Origin of the sequence: Sphingopyxis sp. (genome assembly GCF_035686825.1) — a bacterium.
Lineage (GTDB): Bacteria > Pseudomonadota > Alphaproteobacteria > Sphingomonadales > Sphingomonadaceae > Sphingopyxis.
Map to the genome: position 1 here is coordinate 693,633 of NZ_DASRYZ010000003.1, position 22,195 is coordinate 715,827.

General features: G+C 64.7%; 15 protein-coding genes. 4 read left to right on the forward strand and 11 right to left on the reverse strand.

From position 1 onward, the window contains the following. Positions 1 to 6: 6 nt before the first annotated feature. The 9 genes from VFG17_RS07955 to VFG17_RS07995 all read right to left on the reverse strand — a co-directional run bounded on the left by VFG17_RS07955 (position 7) and on the right by VFG17_RS07995 (position 11,694). Complete coding sequence (locus tag VFG17_RS07955) at positions 7 to 1,056, reverse strand: phosphotransferase (protein ID WP_325028919.1); 1,050 nt, start codon at positions 1,054 to 1,056, stop codon at positions 7 to 9. Next, positions 1,056 to 1,964, reverse strand: a complete 909-nt coding sequence (locus tag VFG17_RS07960) for a DUF7064 domain-containing protein (RefSeq protein WP_325028920.1) — start codon at positions 1,962 to 1,964, stop codon at positions 1,056 to 1,058. Before VFG17_RS07960 ends, VFG17_RS07955 begins: the two co-directional genes overlap by 1 nt. A 2-nt stretch (positions 1,965 to 1,966) precedes the next feature. Beyond that, entirely contained in the window at positions 1,967 to 2,815 is an 849-nt protein-coding gene (locus VFG17_RS07965) for an SDR family NAD(P)-dependent oxidoreductase (protein ID WP_325028921.1), read from the reverse strand. 21 nt (positions 2,816 to 2,836) lie between these two features. Then, positions 2,837 to 4,981 (reverse strand): TonB-dependent receptor, encoded by a 2,145-nt coding sequence (locus VFG17_RS07970; RefSeq protein WP_325028922.1) that lies wholly within the window; start codon positions 4,979 to 4,981, stop codon positions 2,837 to 2,839. A 203-nt stretch (positions 4,982 to 5,184) separates the two neighbouring features. Next, positions 5,185 to 6,222 carry a helix-turn-helix domain-containing protein gene (locus tag VFG17_RS07975; protein ID WP_325028923.1) on the reverse strand — a complete coding sequence of 346 codons (1,038 nt, stop codon included), beginning with the start codon at positions 6,220 to 6,222 and terminating at the stop codon, positions 5,185 to 5,187. A 151-nt stretch (positions 6,223 to 6,373) separates the two neighbouring features. Then, positions 6,374 to 7,549 (reverse strand): CaiB/BaiF CoA-transferase family protein, encoded by a 1,176-nt coding sequence (locus tag VFG17_RS07980; protein ID WP_325028924.1) that lies wholly within the window; start codon positions 7,547 to 7,549, stop codon positions 6,374 to 6,376. Further along, complete coding sequence (locus VFG17_RS07985; protein WP_325028925.1) at positions 7,539 to 8,279, reverse strand: isochorismatase family cysteine hydrolase; 741 nt, start codon at positions 8,277 to 8,279, stop codon at positions 7,539 to 7,541. The genes VFG17_RS07980 and VFG17_RS07985 overlap by 11 nt, the downstream gene beginning before the upstream one ends. A gap of 65 nt (positions 8,280 to 8,344) precedes the next feature. Further along, positions 8,345 to 10,726, reverse strand: coding sequence for a TonB-dependent receptor (locus VFG17_RS07990; protein WP_325028926.1), 2,382 nt, complete (start codon positions 10,724 to 10,726; stop codon positions 8,345 to 8,347). A gap of 344 nt (positions 10,727 to 11,070) precedes the next feature. Next, positions 11,071 to 11,694: a TetR/AcrR family transcriptional regulator gene (locus VFG17_RS07995; RefSeq protein WP_325028927.1), complete on the reverse strand. Its 624-nt coding sequence runs from the start codon at positions 11,692 to 11,694 to the stop codon at positions 11,071 to 11,073. 175 nt (positions 11,695 to 11,869) lie between these two features. On the opposite strand from VFG17_RS07995, the gene VFG17_RS08000 reads away from it, so the two are divergent. Further along, a complete protein-coding gene (locus VFG17_RS08000) occupies positions 11,870 to 13,498 on the forward strand; it encodes a tannase/feruloyl esterase family alpha/beta hydrolase (protein WP_325028928.1) in 1,629 nt (542 codons plus the stop codon). Between the two features lie 90 nt (positions 13,499 to 13,588). Here the strand turns inward: VFG17_RS08000 and VFG17_RS08005 are convergent, their stop codons facing one another. Both VFG17_RS08005 and VFG17_RS08010 read right to left on the reverse strand, forming a co-directional pair. Further along, complete coding sequence (locus VFG17_RS08005; RefSeq protein ID WP_325028929.1) at positions 13,589 to 15,124, reverse strand: class I adenylate-forming enzyme family protein; 1,536 nt, start codon at positions 15,122 to 15,124, stop codon at positions 13,589 to 13,591. Positions 15,125 to 15,194: 70 nt separating this feature from the next. Continuing rightward, positions 15,195 to 16,343: an aromatic ring-hydroxylating dioxygenase subunit alpha gene (locus VFG17_RS08010; protein WP_325028930.1), complete on the reverse strand. Its 1,149-nt coding sequence runs from the start codon at positions 16,341 to 16,343 to the stop codon at positions 15,195 to 15,197. Between the two features lie 104 nt (positions 16,344 to 16,447). On the opposite strand from VFG17_RS08010, the gene VFG17_RS08015 reads away from it, so the two are divergent. The 3 genes from VFG17_RS08015 to VFG17_RS08025 are packed head-to-tail and all read left to right on the forward strand — an operon-like array spanning position 16,448 to position 22,192. Then, positions 16,448 to 18,760 (forward strand): arylsulfatase, encoded by a 2,313-nt coding sequence (locus tag VFG17_RS08015; RefSeq protein ID WP_325028931.1) that lies wholly within the window; start codon positions 16,448 to 16,450, stop codon positions 18,758 to 18,760. A gap of 31 nt (positions 18,761 to 18,791) precedes the next feature. Continuing rightward, complete coding sequence (locus VFG17_RS08020; RefSeq protein WP_325028932.1) at positions 18,792 to 20,900, forward strand: molybdopterin-containing oxidoreductase family protein; 2,109 nt, start codon at positions 18,792 to 18,794, stop codon at positions 20,898 to 20,900. After that, positions 20,897 to 22,192, forward strand: a complete 1,296-nt coding sequence (locus tag VFG17_RS08025; protein ID WP_325028933.1) for an MFS transporter — start codon at positions 20,897 to 20,899, stop codon at positions 22,190 to 22,192. The genes VFG17_RS08020 and VFG17_RS08025 overlap by 4 nt, the downstream gene beginning before the upstream one ends. Positions 22,193 to 22,195: the final 3 nt, after the last annotated feature.

The following is a 22,195-nucleotide window of genomic DNA, read 5'->3' on the forward strand; positions in this document are numbered from 1 at the left end:
CTTTCGCTACACGCCAAGCTTGGCGAGTGTCTTGAGGTCCGAAATCGCCGCACAGGCGCGTTCGCTGTTCGCCGAACACACCGCTTCGGGATGCGCCTCCACGGGGCACATCACCCACATGAAGGCCCACATGGCATAACGCGCATAATCATCCCATGCCGCGCCGAAAGCTGGCGCGGCGACCCCGGCATCGGTCAGTGCCGACAGATAGTGCCGCAGCAGCGCGCGCTCATGGAGCCGCCGGTCCTCGACCGTCAGCGAGGTCATCATGAATCCGGCAAGATCGAAGGCCCAATGGCCGATCATCGAATGCTGCCAGTCGAGATAGCCCGGCGCATCGTCGATGAAAAACAGGTTTCCGCCCTGCGAATCCCCATGGAGCACGCACAGCGGATGATCGCGCAAATGATCGATCAGCCGGTTTAGCGCCGCTTGCATCCGCGGCCTGTCGGTCTGTTCGGCGGTAAGGAAAGCGAAACGCGGCAGTCGCTGAGCATTGTCCCACAGACCGAAATACTGATCGACCACGCCCGCGCCGGCGATCGCTCCGCCAGGGACGAGCCAATCGAGATGCGCCGTATCGCGGCCGCTCCAGAATCGCGCGTGGAGCCGCGCCTGTATCGTCAGAACCCGGGCCGCCATGTCGGGGGTCAGCGGCTCGGTCGCCCGCCCGAAGCGCGCACCACGCAGCAACAGGTCTTCCAGCACGACGACGCCGTTGTTCGTCGCCTTGTCGATCGCGCCGTAAAAGCTGTCGGGCAGGCTGATATCGAGCAACGGTGCAAGGTCGCGGTAAAATAGCACTTCATTGGAAAAGGCATTCCCCTGACTGGCTCCCTTCGGATCGAACCCACCCTTGACCCACAGCGACGGCGGGCCGCTGGGGGCGCCGACGTCATAGTCCAGTTCAAAACGGCATTTTTGGGCCGTACCGTCGACAAACCCTTCCATGCGCGCCGCCGCGACGCGCGCGCCGGGGAAGCGGCCGGCGAGCGAGCGTCCGATCCAGTCGGCAGAGATATCCGCAATTGTCGCGGGTACGCTGGCGGCCAACATCAGAGCGCCAGCTCCGCCTTCATCGCGGCGGTCAGGACCTTCAGCTCATTGACTTCCAGAAAGCCCTCGCCGATGCGGCCGCCGCATTCATATTCGGTCAGCCCGTTCATCGCGTGCCAGCCGACGCCCCCCATCAGCGCCGCATCGCGGACACGGCCCTTGACGTGGTAGCGGCGGCCGGATGCTGTCGCGATCCGCGCATCGCATCCGCGCGGGGTGATGCCGTCGTCGGCGACCACCGCGTCGAAACGCACCGCCGTCACCAGGTGGATCTCGCCGCCGTCCCACACCCAGCCAAAGGGGAAATAGCCGTCGTTGCTAACGAATCCGAACACGCTGATCGCGAAATCCACACCGAAGGACGCCCAAAGCCAGCGGTGCGAGATATTGGTCGAAAAATCGCGCGCGCCCCAGCTATGATCCGACCAGCCCGACGCCTGGAGGGCGATCGAGCGCGATGGCGTCCGCAGCGTCCCCGACACCTGCCCCATCAATTCATAATGCCGGTCGCCGAGCACCACGTCGCCGCGATCGAGCGACAGCTCGACGGGATCGCAACTGGCCGCGAAGTTCAGATCGAGCATGACGCCGTTCGCATAGTCGACGCCCAGCGCCAGCCGCCGCGGATCGTCGCTCGACCGGACGTGCAGGGCGCCGATCTTCATATCGTCATAATCGCTGTCGGGCATCGGCATCCCATGCGCCTGCGATCGGCCGATGACCTCCCCGTCGACCATGGTCCAGCTCCACACATGGGTGTCGCGGTGGCCGACGGGCGCGAGGCTGATGTGATTGGCGCCGCAAGCCCGATTCTCAAGATCGACCCAGCCGACGTAAAAGCTTTCCTGCCAGCGCGGATCGCCGTCCGGCTGATGGCGACGGCAGTCTTCGATTGTGACCTTGTGCATGATCAATCCTTGTCGGGGGTGGAGCGGAGGGGAGGAAAGCCGGGGATCATCGCCGTCACCGTCGGTCGCGGCATGTGGCTGGCGGCATAGGCGCCGCCGTCGACGGGGATGCTCGCGCCGTTGATGTATCGGCCCTCGCCCGAAAGGAGCAACGCCGCGATACCGCCGATATCGTCAGCTTTGCCCCAGGCGCCGAGATGAAAATCGAGCAATTGCTGACGAAAGCCCGGATGGCCGAGAACCGTTTCGATCCGGTCGGATCCCGAATCGACAAAGCCGAGATTCAGGCAGTTGCAGCGAATGTCGTAGCGCGCATAATAGGCGGCGATCGAGCGCGTCAGCGCGACGATACCGCCCTTTGCGGCACTATAGGCATCATGACCGATGTTACCGCGCACGCCCGCGAGCGAGCCGATCGTCAGCAGCGCACCGCCGCGCCCTCCCTTCAGCATAGCCCTTGTTGCATGCTTCGCGGTCAGAAAAACCGACGTCAGATCGGCGGCGATCAGCCGGTTCCAGCCGTCCAGCGTGATTTCGGTGACCGGCCCGTCGAGCGCGCCCAGGCTCAGATCGGCGGCGTTGGCGACACAGCCGTCGAGCCGCCCCCAATGCTGGAGGCATTGGTCAAAAGCGCGCGCGACGGCCGCCTCGTCGGTCACGTCGATCGGCACGAACCGCGCGTCGCCGCCGTCGGAAGCGATGGCGGCGCACACCGCCTCTCCCCTTTCGACGTTGCGCCCGGTGACGACGACCCGCGCTCCGGCCCTCGCGCATCGACGCGCGACCGCCTCGCCCACGCCGCGCGTGGCGCCGGTGACCAATATGACCTCGCCGTCGGAAAAGGCTGGCATCGTGCGGACCTTCACCAGCCGTCAGTACCGGAAGGACAGTTCGACGCCCAAACGGCGCGGATGGCCATAGTTGGCGGGCCAACTTTCCGATTGTTGGGTGACGACCGCGTAATAATCCTTGTTGGTCAGATTGGTCCCGAACGCCGCGATCGTCACATGCCCGGACGGGTCGGTCCACGCCAGGCGCGCATCGACGAGCGTATATTGACCCTGCCGGGTTTCCCCGAACGGATCGAACCGAATCCGGCTCTGGTATTTGACCGCGGCATTGGCCCGGAATTCGCCGCCGGCAAGCGGGGCATGAAATTCGATCGCGCCGCGCGCCGCAAACTTGGGCGTCCGAACCATCGGGTTACCCGACGCGTCATCGGGGCCGTTCACGATCACGCCGTTGCCCAGATATTCATAATGGTTGGCGCCGGTGAAGTCGCGATATTTGGCATCGGTCCAAGCGGCGTTCGCCGACAATGTCAGATAGTCGCCAACATCCTGTTCCAGATTGACCTCGGCGCCATAGATTCGCGCCTTCGCCGCATTGGTGAGTTGCGCGGTCGCCCCGACATAGCTGACGAACTGCAGATCCTTGTAGTCATAATAATAGCCCGCGACCTCGAACAGGGTGCCGCCCGACCGCATCTTGTATCCCGCCTCGAAGGCGTCGATCTTTTCGGGCCGCACCGGTACTGGGCTGAGACCGGTCGGGTTGAAAGTCCCCGCCTTGTACCCCTGATTGTAGGACAGATACAGGCTGCTGCTCGCGGTGGGTTCGAAGCGGATGACCGCACGCGGGCTCAGATTTTCGAATGTTTTGGAAAAGGATGCGGGAACATAATTCGACAGGATCGAATCGAACGTCTCCGTCACCTTCTCGTTGTTGTAGCGCATCCCGCCGGTCAGGTAGAGGCCCGGCGATACCTCGTAAGTGACATCGGCGAAAGCGGCATAGGCCTTCGACTCAAGCCGCGCGTTGAGGAAGGTGAAACGCGGCCCGCCCTGCGTCACGCCAAGGTCGAGATAGCCCGCCTTGTCATGATAATAATAAAGCCCGGCGACCCATTGCAGCGGCCCGCTCCCGGTCGAGGAAATGTCGATTTCCTGCGTGAAGGTCTCGTCGACCGGACGAAAATCGATGTACTGAAAAGCGAAGGCGGTCTTGTCGCTGTCGAGCTGCACATAATCGCGCTCGTCGCGATAGCCGGTGTAGCTTTTGATGTTCACGCCGCCGAGATCGACGTCGGCGGTGAATGTCACCGCATCATAGTTGACCCTGGATTCGGGCGGCAAGGTCGCGGCGACCTCCTTAGGCCGGTCCGGCACAACCACGCCCGGAATCCCTGCCGCTGCCGACACGCCGCGATAGGCAACCTGGGCGACGCCCCACGGATCATCGATGTCGCCGTGGGTATAGGCGAGGGTGAAGCTGACATCGTCCGAAGGCTGGAACAGGACTTTCCCGCGGACCACATATTCTCTCGCCTTCTGGAGCGGCGCGTTGGTCACAATATCGCGGGCATAGCCGCGATCATGTCGATAGAGGCCCGACAGCAGCACGGCGATCTTGTCGGTGAGCCCGGTCGACACCACAGCCGTCGCGGTGATGTCGTCATAGCTCGCATAGCTGATCCGTGCGCGCGCCATCGGATCGAAACTCGGCGCGAGTGTCGTCACCAATATCGCGCCGCCCGTCGAATTGCGTCCGAAAAGCGTTCCCTGCGGCCCCTTCAGCACTTGGACGGAGGCCACGTCGGCAAGGCTGAAATCGCTGGAAACGGTGCTCGGCTGATAATAGCCGTCGATATAGGTCGCCACGCTCGTGTTGATACCGGGACCGGTCACCGACGACCCGATCCCGCGGATCGTCGGCTGCGAAAAGGGACCCGCGCGGTCCATCGACAGCCCCGGGGTCACCTTGCCCAGATCGCCGGTGGTCAGCACGCCGGCCGCCTCGAGCGTATCGGCGCCGAGCGCGGTGATGGAGATCGGAACGTCGGTCGCCCTTTCGGAGCGGCGCTGCGCGGTGACGACGATATCGTCGCTATCGGCGGCGGTATCCTCCGCCACTTCCTGCGTCTGTGCGGATGCGGGGCTGACCCATAAGAACGGCTGGATCGCGAGCCCCGCGACCAACGCGCGGCACGACATGCTGTGGCGATTCCTGGAACGCATCTGCCTCTCCCTAAGCACCTAGCCCGGCCGGGACTTTGCCCGGCGTAGAGGCTGGTCGTCGGCCGCGGCATTCTCTGTCACGGGTTCGCGCGGAACGTCTGCGGCCGACCTTTCATTAGTCACCGGACAAGAGGTACGCGATGCGCGGGCGCGCCAAAATCTTCACATTTTGCGCCAGCCAGTCCCAACGAAGGCGGGTTGTTTCAGGCTACGGCCATGCCGTTGCGATACTGGCTGGGCGTGACTCCGGACAGGCGACGGAAGGCGTTGTTGAAGGCCGAGACATTGTCATAGCCCGTGTCGAGCGCAACACGGCTCACGGGATGGCGGGTCGTAAGCAACAAGCGGCAAGCGTGTCTGTGGCGCGCAAGCGCGGCCAGCTCCCGATAGGAAAAACCCCGGTCGCCCAGCTTGCGCTGCAAGCTGCGCGTCGATAGCGCCAGTTTTCGCGCCGCATAGTCGACACTGTCCTGCCCTTTACTCTCGTCGAGCAGGGTCAGCACGCGGTCGACGAGGTCGCCTTCCCGATGGGCCGCGGCCAACAGCCGGTCACAGGCGCTGCGATAATAATCATGGAGCACCGGATCGCTGTGCGGCGGGCGCCGCTTGTCGAGGCGCACCGACCAACGCCAGCGATTGAACTCGCTGTCGAAATGAAGGTCGGCATCGGGAAGAAAGCGGCGCACGAACGGCTCATCCCGCGCCGGCACCGGCAATTCGACGGTATCGAACGGGAAGGGCTCTCCCCACAGTTCGGAAAAGACCGTGCAATTGACGCCAACGTCGCGCAGCGCCGAAAAGCGCCGCATATCGCGTGGCAATTCGACCGGCAGCGAGCGAAAACCGATCTGCCGGCCGTCCTCGGCGAAGATGCCTTCGGCATCGGCCAACATGTAGTAAAGGTCGCCGTAAATGAAGCCGATCTTGATTGCCGCATCGACCGTCGGCGCGGTCGACATCAACAGGCCATAATCGGTGTGGGCGTGCGTCAGCAGCCTGTATCGCGATCCGAGTTCCACCCAGACCTCGGGCTGGTCGGGCGTCTGCTGCATGAACGCCCGCTGGAACTCGACCTCCTGCAATCCCGTGACCAGCGCGGCGGGGTCCTCGATATCGCCGGCCGTCAACCCTACCTGCCGCAACGCCTGTTCGACGTCGGCGCCCAGTTCGCCGAGCATGATCGCCATCAGCTTGATGCTATGGTTGGGCAACTTAACCGCGGACAGCGTCGCCAGATGCATCGTTTTTCCTCGCCATTAGCGATCCGGGCGGTGGCGGCCTCGCCTTACCCGACCAAAAGGTCGCGCATCCGCCAGCGTTCGTCAATCGATTGGCTAACTGATGCACTACAAGGATCGCGAAGGACCGACCGAGCCGGCCCACTGGCAACCGTCAACCGTCGCCCAGCCCGAATTCGTCGCGGATGGCGTCGTTATGCTCGCCCAGTTCGGGGGCTAGCGGCATCGCGAAATCCTGTCCGCCGACATGGATCGCCGACGAGGTCAGCGTGACGTCACGGCCGTCTTGCAGCGCGACCCGATAGGTATTTTCGCGCGCGCGGAAATGCGGGTCGGCAATGACGTCGGCGAAGCTGTTCACCGGCATCGCCGCCACATTGTCGCGCGCGAAATCGGCGAGCCAGTCGGCGCGCGGGCGCGAAGCGAAGATCGGGATCAGCGCGGCGTTGACCTCCGCATCCTCCGTCCCGGTCTGCGGCTCGCGCGTGTAGATCTCATCGAGATCGGGCCGGCCGATCAGTCCCAGCAGCGCCTGCCAGCTCTTCGCTGTGAAGGTCATCAAAAAGATCAGCTTGCCGTCGGCGCAGCGGTAATTTTCCATCCGCGCCCAGAAACGCATCTTGCCGCTGGCATCGAGGAATCCCGGCCGCGCGAAGGTCGTATCGGGATTGAGCAACGGATCGAGCGCCTCGGGCATCCAGTGCGCCGAACAGTCCGCCGCGGCAACCTCAATCGCCGCGCCCTCGCCCGTCCGGCGCGCGCGAAGCACCGCCGCGACGACGGCGAAAGCCGCCTCGAGCCCATAGGCGTACATGCCGATCGACGGCGCCTGCGGCCCGTCATAGCGCGAAATGCTTTCCCCGACCGGCATGCCGAGCCCGCCATAGGCGTCGAACGACGGGCCGTGCGAGGCCAGCTTCGCATAAGGTCCGCTTTCGCCCAGTCCCGACAAGGAGCAGAAGACGATCGCCGGATTGACCGCCTTCAGCGCCGCATACCCCAGCCCGAGCCGCGCCATCACGCCCGCGCGCATCCCTTCGATCACGACATCGGCTTTTTCCGCCAGCATCAGGAAATCGGCCCTGCCCTGCTCGCTCGCGAGGTCGATGATCACGCTTTCCTTGCCACGATTCCAGCGCAGGTGGAGATAGGAAAAGCCATTCTCCTCCCCCACCGACCACGGCCCCGCGCGGCGGACCGGATCGCCGCCGTCGGGATCCTCGACCTTGATCACCCGCGCGCCCATGTCGGCGAGCCGGCCGCCCAGCGCGTCGGGGCCGAAATGCGAAACTTCGAGAACCAGCAGGTCGGTCAGGAAGTCATAGGGCATGGAACTGTTTCTCCATCGCCGCGACGGCATCGGCGGCGGTCACGATCTCGGCGAGATAATTGCCGATCAGCCGCTCGGCATCCTCTTGGTCGCGCGCCGACAGCGTGCCGGTGCAGTCGGCGACCAGATATTGCCGGTATCCAAGGTCGAACCCCGCGGCAACGCTAAGCAGCACGCAGGCGGTCGTCACCACCCCGGCGTAAAGGATCGTGTCGATCCCTTCGCGCCGGAGCAGGAAGTCGAGTTCGGTTCCCCCGAAAGCCCCCGACCCGGATTTGACGACCGAAAGATCGCGCGGTTCGTCGCCGACCTCGGCGATCGGCATCGCAGCGAGCGATCCGTCGCGTGCCCCCGCCGCCTTCACATAGGGACGCAGCGCGGGAACGATATCGGCATAGTCCGGATGGCGGCTCGCCAGCCGCGCATGGACGACCCGCACGCCCGCGCGGCGCGCGGCGGGTAACAACCGTTCGAGATTGGGTCCGATGGTGTCGGCGAAGCGCGCCAAAAGATAATCGGCGCGCTCGGGATGCCCCGCCGCGCGGATCGCGGCGATCGAGGGTCCGGAGGGGTCGACCTGCCAGTTGATCAGGTCGACGAGGACCAGCGCGGTGCGAGCGGGATCGAACGCCCTCCACGGCTCGCCGGGCGCAAAATCGTCCGCATTATACCAATGCGCCGAAAGATCGGGCGGCAACATCCCGCCGTCGGCGCCCGGGGAAGTGGCCACGTCGCTCTCCTCAAAAAAACGCGGCCGCCGGCAGTGCCCGTGCCGGCGGCCGTGCCCCCTTTTTCCTACCGCTGCGATCCGAACTTCGTCCCGATCGTGACCCCTGCCGTCGTCCCGCGCGAAAGCATCGAATAATAGCCGAAGGAGGTCGTCGAAACGTTGCGGAAGATGTCGTTCTGGTTGAACAGATCCTTGCCCCACACCGATACGTAGAAAGCATCGTCGGGCGCATGGAAGGTGACCGACATGTTCAGCGTCTCGGTCGCCTTCTGGAAGGGCGCGCGGCCGATACCCGCCGGATAGGCACCGGCGCCGGTCCCGCCCGCCGGATAGGCGCCATAGGTCGCATGGTCGAATTGATCGACATAGCTGAACAGGCCGTTGAGCTCGAGCTTGCCGCCGTTGGCCAGCGGAACATTGTAGGTCGACTGGATGTTGAAGCTGATATCGGGCGTGCCCGGCAGGTCGAAGCCCGAGCAGTCCGCGTTCGGCGGCACTGCGAGACCTGAAGCCGCGCGACGATAAATCGCGCAGTTTTTGAAGCTGTCATACTCGGACTTGAAGAAGGTCGCGAAACCTGCCGAGAGCGAGAAGCGGTCGCTGGGATTATAGGCCAGCTCGACTTCCATGCCCGAAATCGTCGCCTTGGCGGCGTTGATCGACTGCTGGGTATTGGTGACCGGATCGACAACCGGCACCTGCAGATTGTCATATTTGTAGTAATAGGCCGCGGCGTTGAACGTCACCTGGCGGTCGAAAAGCTTCGATTTGAATCCGACCTCGAACGCGTCGATCGTTTCCGGCTCGGTCGCGATCACATTGGGGATCGACGAAATATTGTAAACGCCGCTCTTGAAGCCCCGGTTGTAGCTTGCATAGGCCATGAAATCGTCGGTGAACTTATAGTCGAAAACGGCGCGATAGGTGAGTTCGGAGAAGGGCGTCGACAGGCCATCGCACGCCGGATTGGCGGCGCAGATCGCAGCCGAATTGCGCGGTATCGCGATCACCCCGCCCGTCCCGTCCGGGACATAGGTCGTCCCGGCATTATCCTTGTCGAGCGTATGCTTCTCGTCGGTGTAACGAAGGCCGAGCGTCAGCTTGGCCGCCTCGCTGAACGCATACGAAGCTTCGCCGAACACGCCGAGCGACTTCACCGTCACGAACGCCTGCTGGTCGATATAAGCAAGCCCCGAAGTCGGGCCGGCGCCTGCCGCCGAGGCATCGAGCAGCGCCTGCGGCACCGTGTGTGGCCGCAACGTCGCCGGAACCGGCAGCCCGACATATTGATCGAGCTGCTCGTAACCGTCGCGATAGTTGAGGTAGAAGCCGCCGAGGATCCACTGGAACGGCCCGTCATTCATCGACGTGATGTCGATTTCCTGCTGCCAGGTTCGGCTTTTCAGGCCGGTATCGAACCAGAAAACTGGCGCTGGCGAGCCGTCGAGATCATATTCGACGCCCGAGGTGCTGTGGCTGTAGCCCGAGATCGACTTGATATTGACCGGGCCGACATCGGCGTCGAGGGTCAGCGACGCGCCATAGCCCTCAAAGCGGACTTCGGGATCAATCTCGCCGTAATAGGAACGCTGCGGCCGGCTGATGTCGATGCCCGACGCCACCTGACCGACGGTGGTCGTTTCCCCGAGGATCGGCTGAAGCGCAACGACGTTGTTGGTTTCGCCCTTCGAATAATAGCCCGCCACCGTGGCCGAGAAATCGGGGGTCGCCTCCCAGCGCAGCTGTCCGCGCACACCATAGCTCTTGTCGCCGCCGACATATTTGTCTGCGCCGTTGATCGCCTGAGAGCGATTGCGGACATAGGGGCGCTCGTTACGATAGAAGCCGCTGACGCCGATCGCCAGATTGGGCCCGAGGCCGGTCGTCACGAAACCGCGCGCGCCTTCCTCGTCGGTGCCATAGGTCCCCTCGAACATCGCGCCAAAATCCTGATCGGGCTGCAGCGTCGTGACAAGGATCGCGCCCGACGTCGCGTTGCGGCCGAACAGCGTGCCCTGCGGCCCGCGCAGAACCTGCACCGACTGCACGTCGGGAAAGCTCTGAAGCATGATGCCGGTCTTGTCGGTCTGGTAGACGCCGTCGACATAGACCGCCGTCGTCGCCTCGTTCCCCGGCGTGATGTTCCGGCCGCCGACACCGCGGATATAGGGCTGCGCCTGGCTCGACCCTTCGGTGATGAGCAGCGACGGCGTCACCGCGGCCAGATCGAGCACGTCGGAAATGCCGCTGTTCTGAAGCTGCTCGGGCGTGAAGGCGGAAACCGCGATCGGCACGTCCTGCAGTCGTTCGTCGCGCTTCTGCGCCGTGACGACGATTTCATTCGCTCCGGCGCTATCGGCCTCGGCCTCCTGGGCCATCGCTGCAGTAGAAACAGCCGAAACCGCAATCGCCATCGAGCAAGTGGCGAGCTTGTAAGCAGAGCGCATAACATCCTCCCATTTGCGGCGCCCCACCCTTCTTTGAGGGTGGCGCCGCGCAGTCCTTCACCGTGGGAGGTGCGCTGTTCCGGCGATCATACCGACCGCCTTGACCAGCCTTTTAGCCTTGCATCTCTCCCGAAAGATTACAGACAACAAAATCAATAAAATGTCAACTCCGCTCGCAGTGCGGAGAGCGCGGGAAATGGGGGTCAATCTATATGATGTAGTTTACTATCTAAAAAGCCTCATAAATCTTGGCACGACAGCCCAAACTTGCCACTTGGCAGGGATGGGACGTTTGCGGTCCGTGAAGGGCGATTCGCGAATCGCCGTCCCGGCCGCTCCACCATTCAGCTTGACGGCGTTGATCGATTGACAAGCAGCGGCTCGACAACAAAGCGGCGGACCATATGACGCAGCTTTTCCTCGTCGCCGCCGAACTGGTCGAGGACGCGAAGCAACATCACCTGATTGCGCGAGAGCCAGCTCACGACCTCCGCCGGATCGAGGTCGGCGGCAAGTTCGCCGCTGGCCTGCGCGCGCTTCATCACCGATTCCCACCGGCGCCGCGCCTGTTGCTGATAGGGGCTGGTGGGGAGCTGGCTCTGCGCCGACACTTCGAGATCCTCGACGAAGCGACGGATATAGGGATTCCCGCTGGCGACGAGCACCGACGCCACGATCGCCTCGGTCGTCATATCGGCGAAGCCAAGATCGGGCTTGATGCGCGCGCGGACGAGCTCCTGGATCTTGTCGAGTTCGCCGAAACCGATGTGGTCGACGATGTCCATCTTGCCCGCGAAGAATTTATACACGGTCGGCCGCGAGACGCCGGCCGCCTTGGCGATATCCTCGATCGTCGTCTTCTCTATCCCGTATCGCTCGAAACAGCGCCGCGCGCCGTCGACGATTTTCGCGCCGGTCTTCCCGATGTCGCGTATGGCTCCATCCTGGCGACTTTCCGAAACGTCCAAACCCTTTTCGTCCTTCCGGTTGCCCGGCTGTGCGCCGGGTCGTTGACCAGCCGAAGCGCCACCGAAGCCCGGCGCGGCCTGCAAGCTACGCCCCTTCATAGCATGAATATTTACATTTTCCATTTTTTGTTATTTGATGCCTGCATCAATTTCCGACGCGTAGAGGACCAACGGCATGCAGTATCGGACATCATCGCTCAGCGCCGCGCTGACACTCTTCCTGACGATCCCCCCCGCAACCGCGCAGGATTCGCGGCCGGTTGCCGTGCCCGGCGCGGCAGCGGCGGCCTGTTCACCGGAAGCCATCGGCTGGGCGGGCAAGGATGTCACGATCCGGTCGGTCCGCTGGCTGGCCAAGCCCACGCCCTATTGCCGGGTCGACGGCATCGTGCGAACCGACAATCCCGGACCCAATACGGTCGGTTTCATGATCGCGCTGCCGCAAAGCTGGAACGGCCGCTATCTGATGGTCATCCCCGGCGGATCGGCAGGCTATATCGTCAACCCGTCGCGCGAGCATATCACCGCGGGCTATGCCGTCGCGACCACCGACAAGGGATCGCATTCGGGCGGCGCGCTGGACATGTCGTTCCGCGCCGATCCCGGAAAATCCGAAGATTATGCACATCGCGGTACCCATGTCGCGGCGATCGCGACGCAGGCGATTGCGCGCGGCTACTATGCGCGCGAGCGGATGCCGCGTTACATCATGGGCTGCTCGGGCGGCGGCGTGAGCACGCTGATGGAAGCAGAAAAATATCCCGGCGATGCCGACGGCTTCATCGCCGCCGGAGCGCCCACCAATGCCTATGTCCAGACCTTCTGGGCTTTTGCCGCGCAGCATGTCGCGCGCGATCCCGCGCGCTGGATTTCGCCCGCCGAGATGTCGCGCGTCGGACAGGCGATCATGGCGCGCTACGACGAATCCGACGGCGCGCGCGACGGGCTGATCTGGGACCCGACGCAGATCGCGCTGACGCAGTCACTCTTTCCCTTTCTTACCGACGCACAATATTCGACACTCGAAGTGCTGGCCGGCGGCCTGCCCGAAGTCGCGGGATCAGAGGTTACGGCGCCCGGCTTCTGGATGGCGAATCCGTCGTTGCTCGGACCGATCGGGCTCGGCACCGCGGCGCCGCCGTGGAACGAGGCGACGCGCCCGCCCTTGTTCGGTTCGACTGTGCTGAGCATGAAGGCGTTGCGCGGCGAAGGCTATGACGCGCTGACGCAGATGGACTTCACCGACGCGCGCCAGCTCGCCGAAGAAAAGCTGCTCTGGGATCGCGTCGGCGGCTATGGCTATGCCCCGTCGAACCTTCGAGGTCTTAGCCGGTCGGATAGCAAGCTGATCCTGTGGACCGGCGCATCCGACGAGGCGATACCGCCCGCCTATACCGCCAACTACAGCAAGGGCGTGCGCGCAATATTCGGCGCCGACAGCGCCGACTTCTTCCAGAGCTTCTTTGTCCCGGGCATGTTCCACTGTCGCGGCGGCGAAGGATCGCCCACCGACAGCACGCGCACGATGCTCGAGGCGATGCAACGCTGGGTGGAAGCCGGGGAACGGCCAAGCGAGTTGGTGATGTCGAACACGCCGCGCGAGATCGAGGTCAACTCGACGTCGAACACCTCCTTATATGTGTCGGGCATGAGCACCGAAAAGCCCGCCGGCGGCCCGGCACCCGCGCCGCCGCGAACCTTCCGCATCTGCGCTTTCCCAACCGTCGCGCAGTTCAGCGGCAATCCGGGGAGCGACATCAACGACGCGCGCAATTGGCGCTGCACCGGGACAATGAAGCGGTAGGAAGAGCTGAACCGATCGCGGCTATCGTTGACAGGCTGGCGTCCCTTCCCTCGAAGCGAGGGAAAAGGAATGTTGCTACGGTCGCCCGCCCTATTTCCCGAACAACGGCTTCGCCTGTTCGGGAACCGCCGGGAAAAGCCCGCGCAGCGTCGGCTTGGAAACCTTGCCCGACAAGGTGCGCGGCAGCGGTTCGTCGATAAAGACGACGCGGCGCGGCCGCTTGAACGGCGCGAGCTGCGCCGACCCGTCGCATTCGAACGCCGACATCGCGGCCGCCTGGTCTCTCACCCCGCTCGCGACGATCATCGGCACTTCGCCCCAGTCGCTGTCGGGCACGCCGATCACCGCGAGTTCGGCGATATGCGGGTTCGCCGACAGGATCTTCTCGATCTCGGCCGGGTAGACGTTGATGCCCCCCGAAATGATCATGTCCTTCGACCGGTCGACCACCTTCACGAAACCTTCGTCGTTCATCATCCCGGTGTCGCCGGTACGAAGCCAGTCGCCCGCGAAGGTCGCCGCCGTGGCTTCGGGATTGCGCCAATATTCGCGCATGACATGCGGGCCGCGCACCATGATCTCGCCGACCTCGCCGTTGGCGAGCGCATTGCCGTCGGCATCGCCGATCTTCATCTCGCTGCCAACGATCGGGCGCCCCGCCCAGCCGATGTGCTTGATCGCATCCTCGCCGTGCATCGTCGCGGCAAGCCCCGAGGCTTCGGTCAGGCCATAGGACTGGATCAGCGAAATGCCCTTGGCGCGATAGGCCTCGATCAGGTCGATGCTGACCGGCGCGCCGCCCGCGGCGGCCGAGATCATGCTCGACAGATCGGCGCTCTCGAACCCCGGCGAACGCATCAGCCGTTCCCATACCACCGGCACCGTGGTCGCGGCGCTGACCCGGTGGCGCTGGATGACGTCGAGATAGCGGTCGATGTCGAAATCGGATTCGAGCACCATCGTGCCGCCGGCGTTGACTGTGAACTGGATGAAACAGGAAACAATCGCGCCGGTGAAGACAAAGGGCACCGCGACCATGATCGAATCACGCCAGGTCAGCCCCTCGGCGATATTTTTCGCAAGGCCGGGATACATCGCGCTGCCATGCGTCAGCAGAGCGCCCTTCTGGCGTCCCGTCGTTCCCGACGTGTAGCAAAGGAACCCCGCGTCATTGAGACCGATCGCTTCGGTCGGCACCGCACCGGTTTCGACGCAGAGCGATGCAAAGCTCGGCACATCGCTGCCGTCGAGGCTGTGGATGGCGAAAGGCAGCTTCGCCGCGGCTATTTCAAGCCGGTCGAGATGCTTCGCCTGGCTGACGACGATCTTGCAATCGGCGTCCTCAAGCAGCGGCAGGATTTCGCCGCCGGTCAGCTTGAAATTGAGCGGAACGATCATCGCGCCGAGCTTCAGGCACGCGACGGTCAGCAGCGGCGCCTCGATCCGGTTGTCGAGATGCATGCCGACGCGGTCGCCCTTGCTCACCCCCGCGGCGCGCAGGCCGCGCGCGATCGCGTCACTGCGCGCGTCGAACTCGGCCCAGCTCGTGCGGACGTCGTCGGCGATGACGGCGGTGTGATCGGGTCTCCAGCGCGCCCAGTAACGAACAAGTTCGGCGATATTCATGCAGTCTCTCCCGAGACGGTTCCGGCTCGTTGGCCGGCCGTCCCTGTTTACATCATCCGTAAGGCGCGCGTCAGGCCAGCGCTTCGAACTCGCGCGCCATCTGCAGGTGCAGGTGCTGCGTCGGCACTTCGTTGGCGCCATAAAGGAAGTCGGTCGTCGGCAACGCCGCGGCATTGGCCTGGATCATTTCCTCCATCGGGAAATCCTCCTCGGTCGCCGCCTGCCGCAAGATATCCCAGCTGCGGTTGATCCGCGCCGCGACCTCGTCGGTCAGCTTGGCGGGATCGGTCAGGAAGCGGATATGGACATGGCATTTGCCGGGGTCGGTCAGGTGCGGCCACACCGTCCAATGCTCGATATGGTCGGGCGTCGGGATCACGCTCATGTTTGGAAAGATCATGAGGTTGCCGGTCAGATAGCGGAAACCCTTGTCGATCGGTTCGCCCGCCTTGAGCTTGCGCGCGAGGCGCTTGCGCGCCGAATAGGACTGGCCGTGCCGCCCGAGATCGAGCCAGACGGCGGCGCCCGTCTGGATCAGCTTGCCGACGCCTTCGGCGTGCAGGAATTGCGGGTGAAGCACATCGATCGCGCCGTCCATCACCAGCTTCCAGTTGATGTCGAGGTCGATCTTCTGGTCCATGAACACGACGAGCCGGTCGATGTCATAAGCCGCGAGCCGCTCGTCGGCGTCGCCCAGATAGTCGGCAACGCCCGGGTCCTGCGGCGCCTGCGGCAGCTTGATCCAGATCAGCCCGTGGCGTTCCTCGGCCTCGACCGCGAAGAGGTTGCGGCACCCTTTGTCGAGCGTGCCATATTGCTCTTCGAAGGGCACGCCGCGCAAACTGCCGTCACCCTTGAAGCTCCAGCCATGATAGGCGCAGACGAAAAAGGGCTTCTTGCCCTTATCGGCCTGCTCGACCTTGCCGCCGCGGTGGCGGCACATATTGCGAAAGACCCCGACGCTGCCGTCCTTCTGCCGCACGATCAGCAAGGGCACGCCCAATATGTCGCGCGTCACGAAGCTGCCCGGTTCGGGAATCTCCATGCTCGTCGCCGCGGCGAGCGGCTGGCGGCGGAAGACCTCGAGCTCGCGGGCGAGATGATCGGCGTCGGTGAAGTGGGCCGCAGGCACTTCAATCGAATCCGCCGCCATATCGGTGGTGCCATTTTCCAGATGGTCGACAATGCGGCGATAGATCGCATCCAGTTCGATTTTCATATGCTGTCCCTCGCCATCTCGATGTTTACACTTTACGAAGATTGTAATTCATCTATAGTACATCGTCAAGCATCCGGCGATTGATAGACACGAGGTGTGCGGGAATGAGGAAGTATCGGTTTTTCGGTATCGCGGCCGCCTGTCTGGGCGCCGCAGCGATCGCGCAGACAGCATCCGCCGCCGCTGGCGACCAGCCCCGGATCGGCAAGACCTTCGCCGATTCGGTTCCCGGGCCGATCAACCGCACAACCGCCCCCGCGGGCGCACCCAACATCCTCGTCTGGGTGATCGACGACATGGGCTTTGGCCAGCTCGGCAGCTATGGCGGGCTCATTGAAACCCCGAACATCGACCGCGTCGCGCAACGCGGACTGCGCTACACCAATTATCACACGACGCCGATCTGCTCGGCGAGCCGCGCCGCGCTGCTCACCGGCCGCAATTCGCATCGCGTCCATATCGGCGGCCATTCGGCGATCGCGGTCGGCTTCCCCGGACAGGATGCGCTCGTCCCGCGGAGCGCGGGCACCGTCGCCGAAAATCTTCGCCAGTCGGGCTATCTCACCTATGCGATCGGCAAGTGGGATCATCTGCCGCAGGCCGATGCGTCGGCCGCGGGTCCCTTCACCTATTGGCCGAGCGGACAGGGCTTCGATCGCTATTATGGCTTCCTCGCCTTCGACGCCGACAATTTCGACCCGACCTTGTGGACGGACCATCAGCCGGTCAGCCTGTCGCCGCGCCCCGACTATCATCTCAGCGCCGACATGGCCGAAAAGGCGATCGGCTGGATCGGCGCGCGCGACGCGACCGACCCGCACCGCCCCTTTATGATGTATTGGGCGACCGGCGCGGTGCACGCGCCGCATCACGCGCCGCGACGCTGGCTCGACCACTACAAGGGCCGTTTCGATGCGGGCTGGGACGCCGCGGCGCAGCAGATCCTCGACCGGCAGAAGAAGCTCGGGCTCGTCCCCGCCGACATGGCGCTCCCGCCGCTGCCCGCCGGGGTCAAGCATTGGGCCGACCTCAGCCGCGACGAGCAGCGGATGTTCGCGCGCCAGATGGAAGCCTTCGCGGCGCAGCTCAGCCACGCAGACGAGCAGTTCGGCCGCATCCTCGATGCACTCGAAACGCGCGGCGAACTCGACAACACCGTCGTCCTGATCACCGCCGACAATGGTGCCAGCGCGGAGGGCGCGCCGCAGGGCACTTTCAGCGAACATTATTTCGCCAACGCCTATTTCGCGACGCTCGACGAGAATCTCCGGCACTATGACGATTGGGGCGGCCCCTCGACCTATCCGCATTATGCCAATGGCTGGGCGGTCGTGGGCAACACCCCGTTCCGCTATTACAAGCAGACGGCCTATGAAGGCGGGACGCGCGTGCCGCTGATCCTGTCGTGGCCCAGCGGCATCGCGGCGCGCGGCGAAACGCGCGGCCAGTATCAGCATGTCACCGACATCACCCCGACGATCCTCGACGCGGCGGGCATCGCCCCCGCGGCGATGGTCAACGGCGAGCGGCAGATGGCGTTCGACGGCGTCAGCATGAAATACAGCTTCGCTGCCCCCGCCGCGCCGACGCGGCACCCGGCGCAATATTATGAAATGTACGGCAACCGGTCGATCTATGCGAACGGCTGGAAGGCGGTCGTCCCGCACCGGCTCGACGTGTGGGATTTCATGAACCGGCCGGTGTTTAGCGGAGACAAGTGGGAGCTCTACAATCTCGCGACCGACCCCGGCGAACAGCGCAATGTCGCGGCGGCCAACCCGCGCAAGCTCGCCCAAATGAAGGCGCTGTTCGATCGCGAGGCGAAGGCGAACAATGTCTATCCGCTGACCAACACCAGCGAAGCCTGGGGCTTCGTCCGCAAGCAGCTCGCGGCCGACATGGCGCGGCGCAATTTCCTCTGGACCTATCACGGAGCGACGGCGCGCATTCCCGAAGCGCTCGCACCGCCCGTCCCCTCGACCAGCTTCACCATCGAGGCGAAGCTCGATCTCGACGCCGGGGCCGGCGGCACCGTCGCCGCGATCGGCGGTCGCCACGGCGGCTTCGCGCTGCATCTGCGCAAGGGCCGCCCGGTCTTCACCTACCGCAGCCTCGACCTCAAGCTGACCGAGATCGCCGCCGACCGCGCGCTGCGCCAGGGGCCCGCGACGATTTTGCTCCGCTTCGAGCGCCGCAGCGAAAGGGAGGCGGTCGCTCACATCCTCGCCGACGGCGTGGAAATCGCCAGCGGCACGATCCGCGGCGCCTTGCCCCGCCTATCCTTCTCGCCCAGCGAAACCTTCGACTTGGGGCAGGACAGCGGGTCGGGGCCGCTCGCCGACGGCAAGACAGCGGGCGCGCTCGACGGCCGGATCCGGACGGTAAATATCCGCATCACCCCGCCCGAGGCGCGGTGACCGACACAAGCAGGAAGGAAGGGAGCGGCACATGGCCTTTACCACCATCCCCGGCGCCGACGGCGACCATGTGACCTATTGCCGCGTGTGCGAGGCGCTGTGCGGCATGGTCGCGACGGTCGCGGACGGCAAGATCGTCAAGATCCGTCCCGACCGCGACAATCCGCATTCGCGCGGCCATATCTGCGTCAAGGGTCCGGCGCTGGCCGACGTTACCTATGACCCCGACCGCGTCACGACGCCGCTGAAGCGCGTTGGCGGACCCGGCGAGTTCGTGCCGGTCGGCTGGGACGAAGCACTGGGCGATATCGCGGCGCGCCTGTCCGCTTCGGTCGTCCAGCACGGCACGCAAAGCTTCGCGATGAACAGCGGCAACCCGCCGAGCATGGGTTGGCCCAGTTCGATGGGCACTTATCTGTTCAGCCGTGCGATGGAGTGCACCAAGCTGTTCACCCCGTCGTCGGAGGACATCACGTCCGTCGTGCTCGCGACGGAACTGATCTTCGGCACCCACGGCTTCGTCTTCCCCGACCTCGCACAGTGCGACCATCTGCTGATCTTCGGCTCGAACCCCCTCGTCAGTCACGGCTCGCTGCTCATCGCCCCGCGCTTCAAGGAAGATCTGGTCGAGATCGCCGAGCGCGGCCGGGTGATCGTCGTCGACCCGCGCCGCAGCGAGACCGCGCGCAAGTTCGAACATGTCTCGATCATCCCCGCCGGCGACGTCTGGCTGCTCGGCGCGATGGTGCAGACCGTCCTCGCCGAAGGGCTGGCCGACACGGACTTCATCGAACGCCATTGCACCGGCTTTGCCGAGCTTCGGGCCGCGATCGACTGGATCACCCCCGAACGCGCCGCCCCGCGCTGCGGCATCGAAGCCGGCGACATTCGCACGCTCGCGCGCGATTTCGTCGCCGCGCCGCGCGCCGCCGCGATGGGGCGCATCGGCATCTGCCGCGCGAGCTATTCGACGCTGACCAACTATTTCCTCCATCTGCTCAACGTCGTCGGCGGCAAGTTCCACAAGCCCGGCGGGGTCGGCTGGGGCCATGGCGGCACCGCGACCGACGCCCAGTCAAAGGGTCCTGGTCAGGCGCGGCACAAGCGCCACAGCTCGCGCGTCAGCGGCCAGGCCTCGGTCTGGGGCACCCAATCGAGCCTGACTTTCCTCGAGGAAATGACGACGCCGGGCGAGGGCCGGATCAGGACGCTGCTGACCGTCGGTGCCAATCCGGTGCTGTCGATGCCCGGCGGTCCGCGCCTGCCCGAAGGTTTCGCGACACTCGACCTGATGGTGTCGGTCGACCTCTATATGACCGAGACGTCACGCCACGCCCATTATATCCTGCCCGCAACCACCGCGCTCGAGCGCGAGGACATCAACCAGTTCTTTATGAACCATATGGTGCGCCCCTTCGCGCAATACGCCCCCGCAGTCATCGCGCCGACGGGCGAGGCGCGCGGCGAATATGAGATATTGCGCGACCTCGCGGCGCGCATGGGACGCGCCGATGCCTTCGGCAACATGACTCCGTTCGAGATGGCCGACGGGGCGCTGCAAGCGGGGATCGAGGGGCGGGATGGCCTTTCGCTCGCGAAGCTCAAGGAAAATCCGCACGGCGTAATGATCGAGCGCGGCCGCTGGGCGTTCGACTTCGAGAAAAGGATCGGCCATCCCGACGGCAAGATCCACCTGTGGGACGATATTGCGGGCGAAGAGGCCCTCCGGCTTCGCGCCGAGCCCGCACCCGATCCGAACGCGCTGCGGCTCATCAACCTGCGCAAGCTGCGATCGATCAACAGCTGGATGCACAATGTCGACAAACTCGTCCGGTCCGACGAACCGCGCCTGCTGATCAACCCGTCGGATGCGGCGGCGCGGCAGATCGACGACGGGATGGCGGTCAGGCTTTCGAGCCAATGGGGCGCGATCGAGGTCGTGGCCGAAGTGACCGACGAAGTGCGCGCGGGATGCGTCGCCTATCCGCACGGCTGGGGGCATCGCGGCGCCTGGCGGATCGCCAACGCGAAGCCGGGCGCGAACCTCAACTCCATCACCCCCGCGACGCCCGACCAGGCCGAACAGGTATCGGGCATGAGCTGGCTCGAAGGTTTCCCGGTCGAGATTTCCGCGGCATGACGGCCACGCCATGGCCGTCGCTGCGCCGCGCCTGGTATGTCGCCGGGCTACTCTGCCTGATCGCGGCTTTGTCCTATCTCGACCGCTATATCATCGCGCTGCTTGCCGATCCGATCATCAAGGATATGGGCATCGATGCGACCGCGATCGGGCTGCTGATCGGGCTCGGCTTCGGGCTGCTCTATGCGCTGTCGGGCGTTCCCGTCGCCTATCTGATCGACCGCGGGACGCGCGTGCGCATCGTCGGCATCGGCGTGATCATCTGGAGCCTGTCGACCGTCGCCTCGGGTTTCGCCCCCAATTTCGAGATACTGCTCGTCACGCGCGCCGGCGTGGCGATCGGCGAGGCGGTGCTTGTTCCTGCGACGGTGTCGATCGTCGCCGACCTCTTCCCGCCCGAGAAGCGCGCATTGCCGATCGGCCTGTTCATGGCGGTGTCGACGTTGATGGCGTCGGGCGCCTTCCTGATCGGTGCGTGGGCCTTCGAACTGGCGACCATGTTCTCGCCCGATCTCGGGCTCAGCCCCTGGCGGCTGACGCTCGTCATCGTCGGCGTGCCCGGCCTCATCCTCGGCCCGCTATGGCTGCTGAGCGTCGCCGAACCCGACCGCGTCGAGGAACCCGGCCAGGCCGACCAGACCAGCGTCGGGGTCGCCTTCGCCTACCTCCGCCGCCACTGGCGCTTCTACCTGCCCTTCTATCTCAGCTTCGGGGTATCGGCGCTCGCCAGCTACAGCTTCATCGCGTGGACAGCGACGATGCTGACGCGCAGCTATGGGCAGAGCGTCGCCGATGCCGGCGCGATCTTCGGCTTCGTCGGGGTCGTCGCGGCCGCCATCGCCGCCTTTTTCTGGCCTGCGATCAGCGCCTGGGCGACGAAGCGCGACCGTGCCGAACTGGCCGTTCTCGCACTCGCCGTCGGTCTCGGCATCGGCCATGCGGCGGTCGCCGCCTTCCTTCTGACCGGGGACGTCAACGGCGCGATCGCGGTCATCGCCATCGCCACCTTCGGCTATGGCGCCGCCGGCGGCCTCGCGGTGCTGATCATCCAGCACATCGCCCCGCCGCGCATGCGCGCCAAGATCACCTCGCTCTACGTCCTCGTCGGCAATCTCGTCGGACTGACCTGCGGCCCGGCGCTGTCGGCGTGGATGTCCGATGCGGTGTTCACCGGCGACGACGCGCTGCGCCAGAGCCTTTCGGTGCTCGCGCTCGTCATGCTGCCACTGACCGTCGGGCTGATCCTGCTCGCGATGACCGCGCACCGCCGTGTCGCGAACGAGGGGCGCTGATCC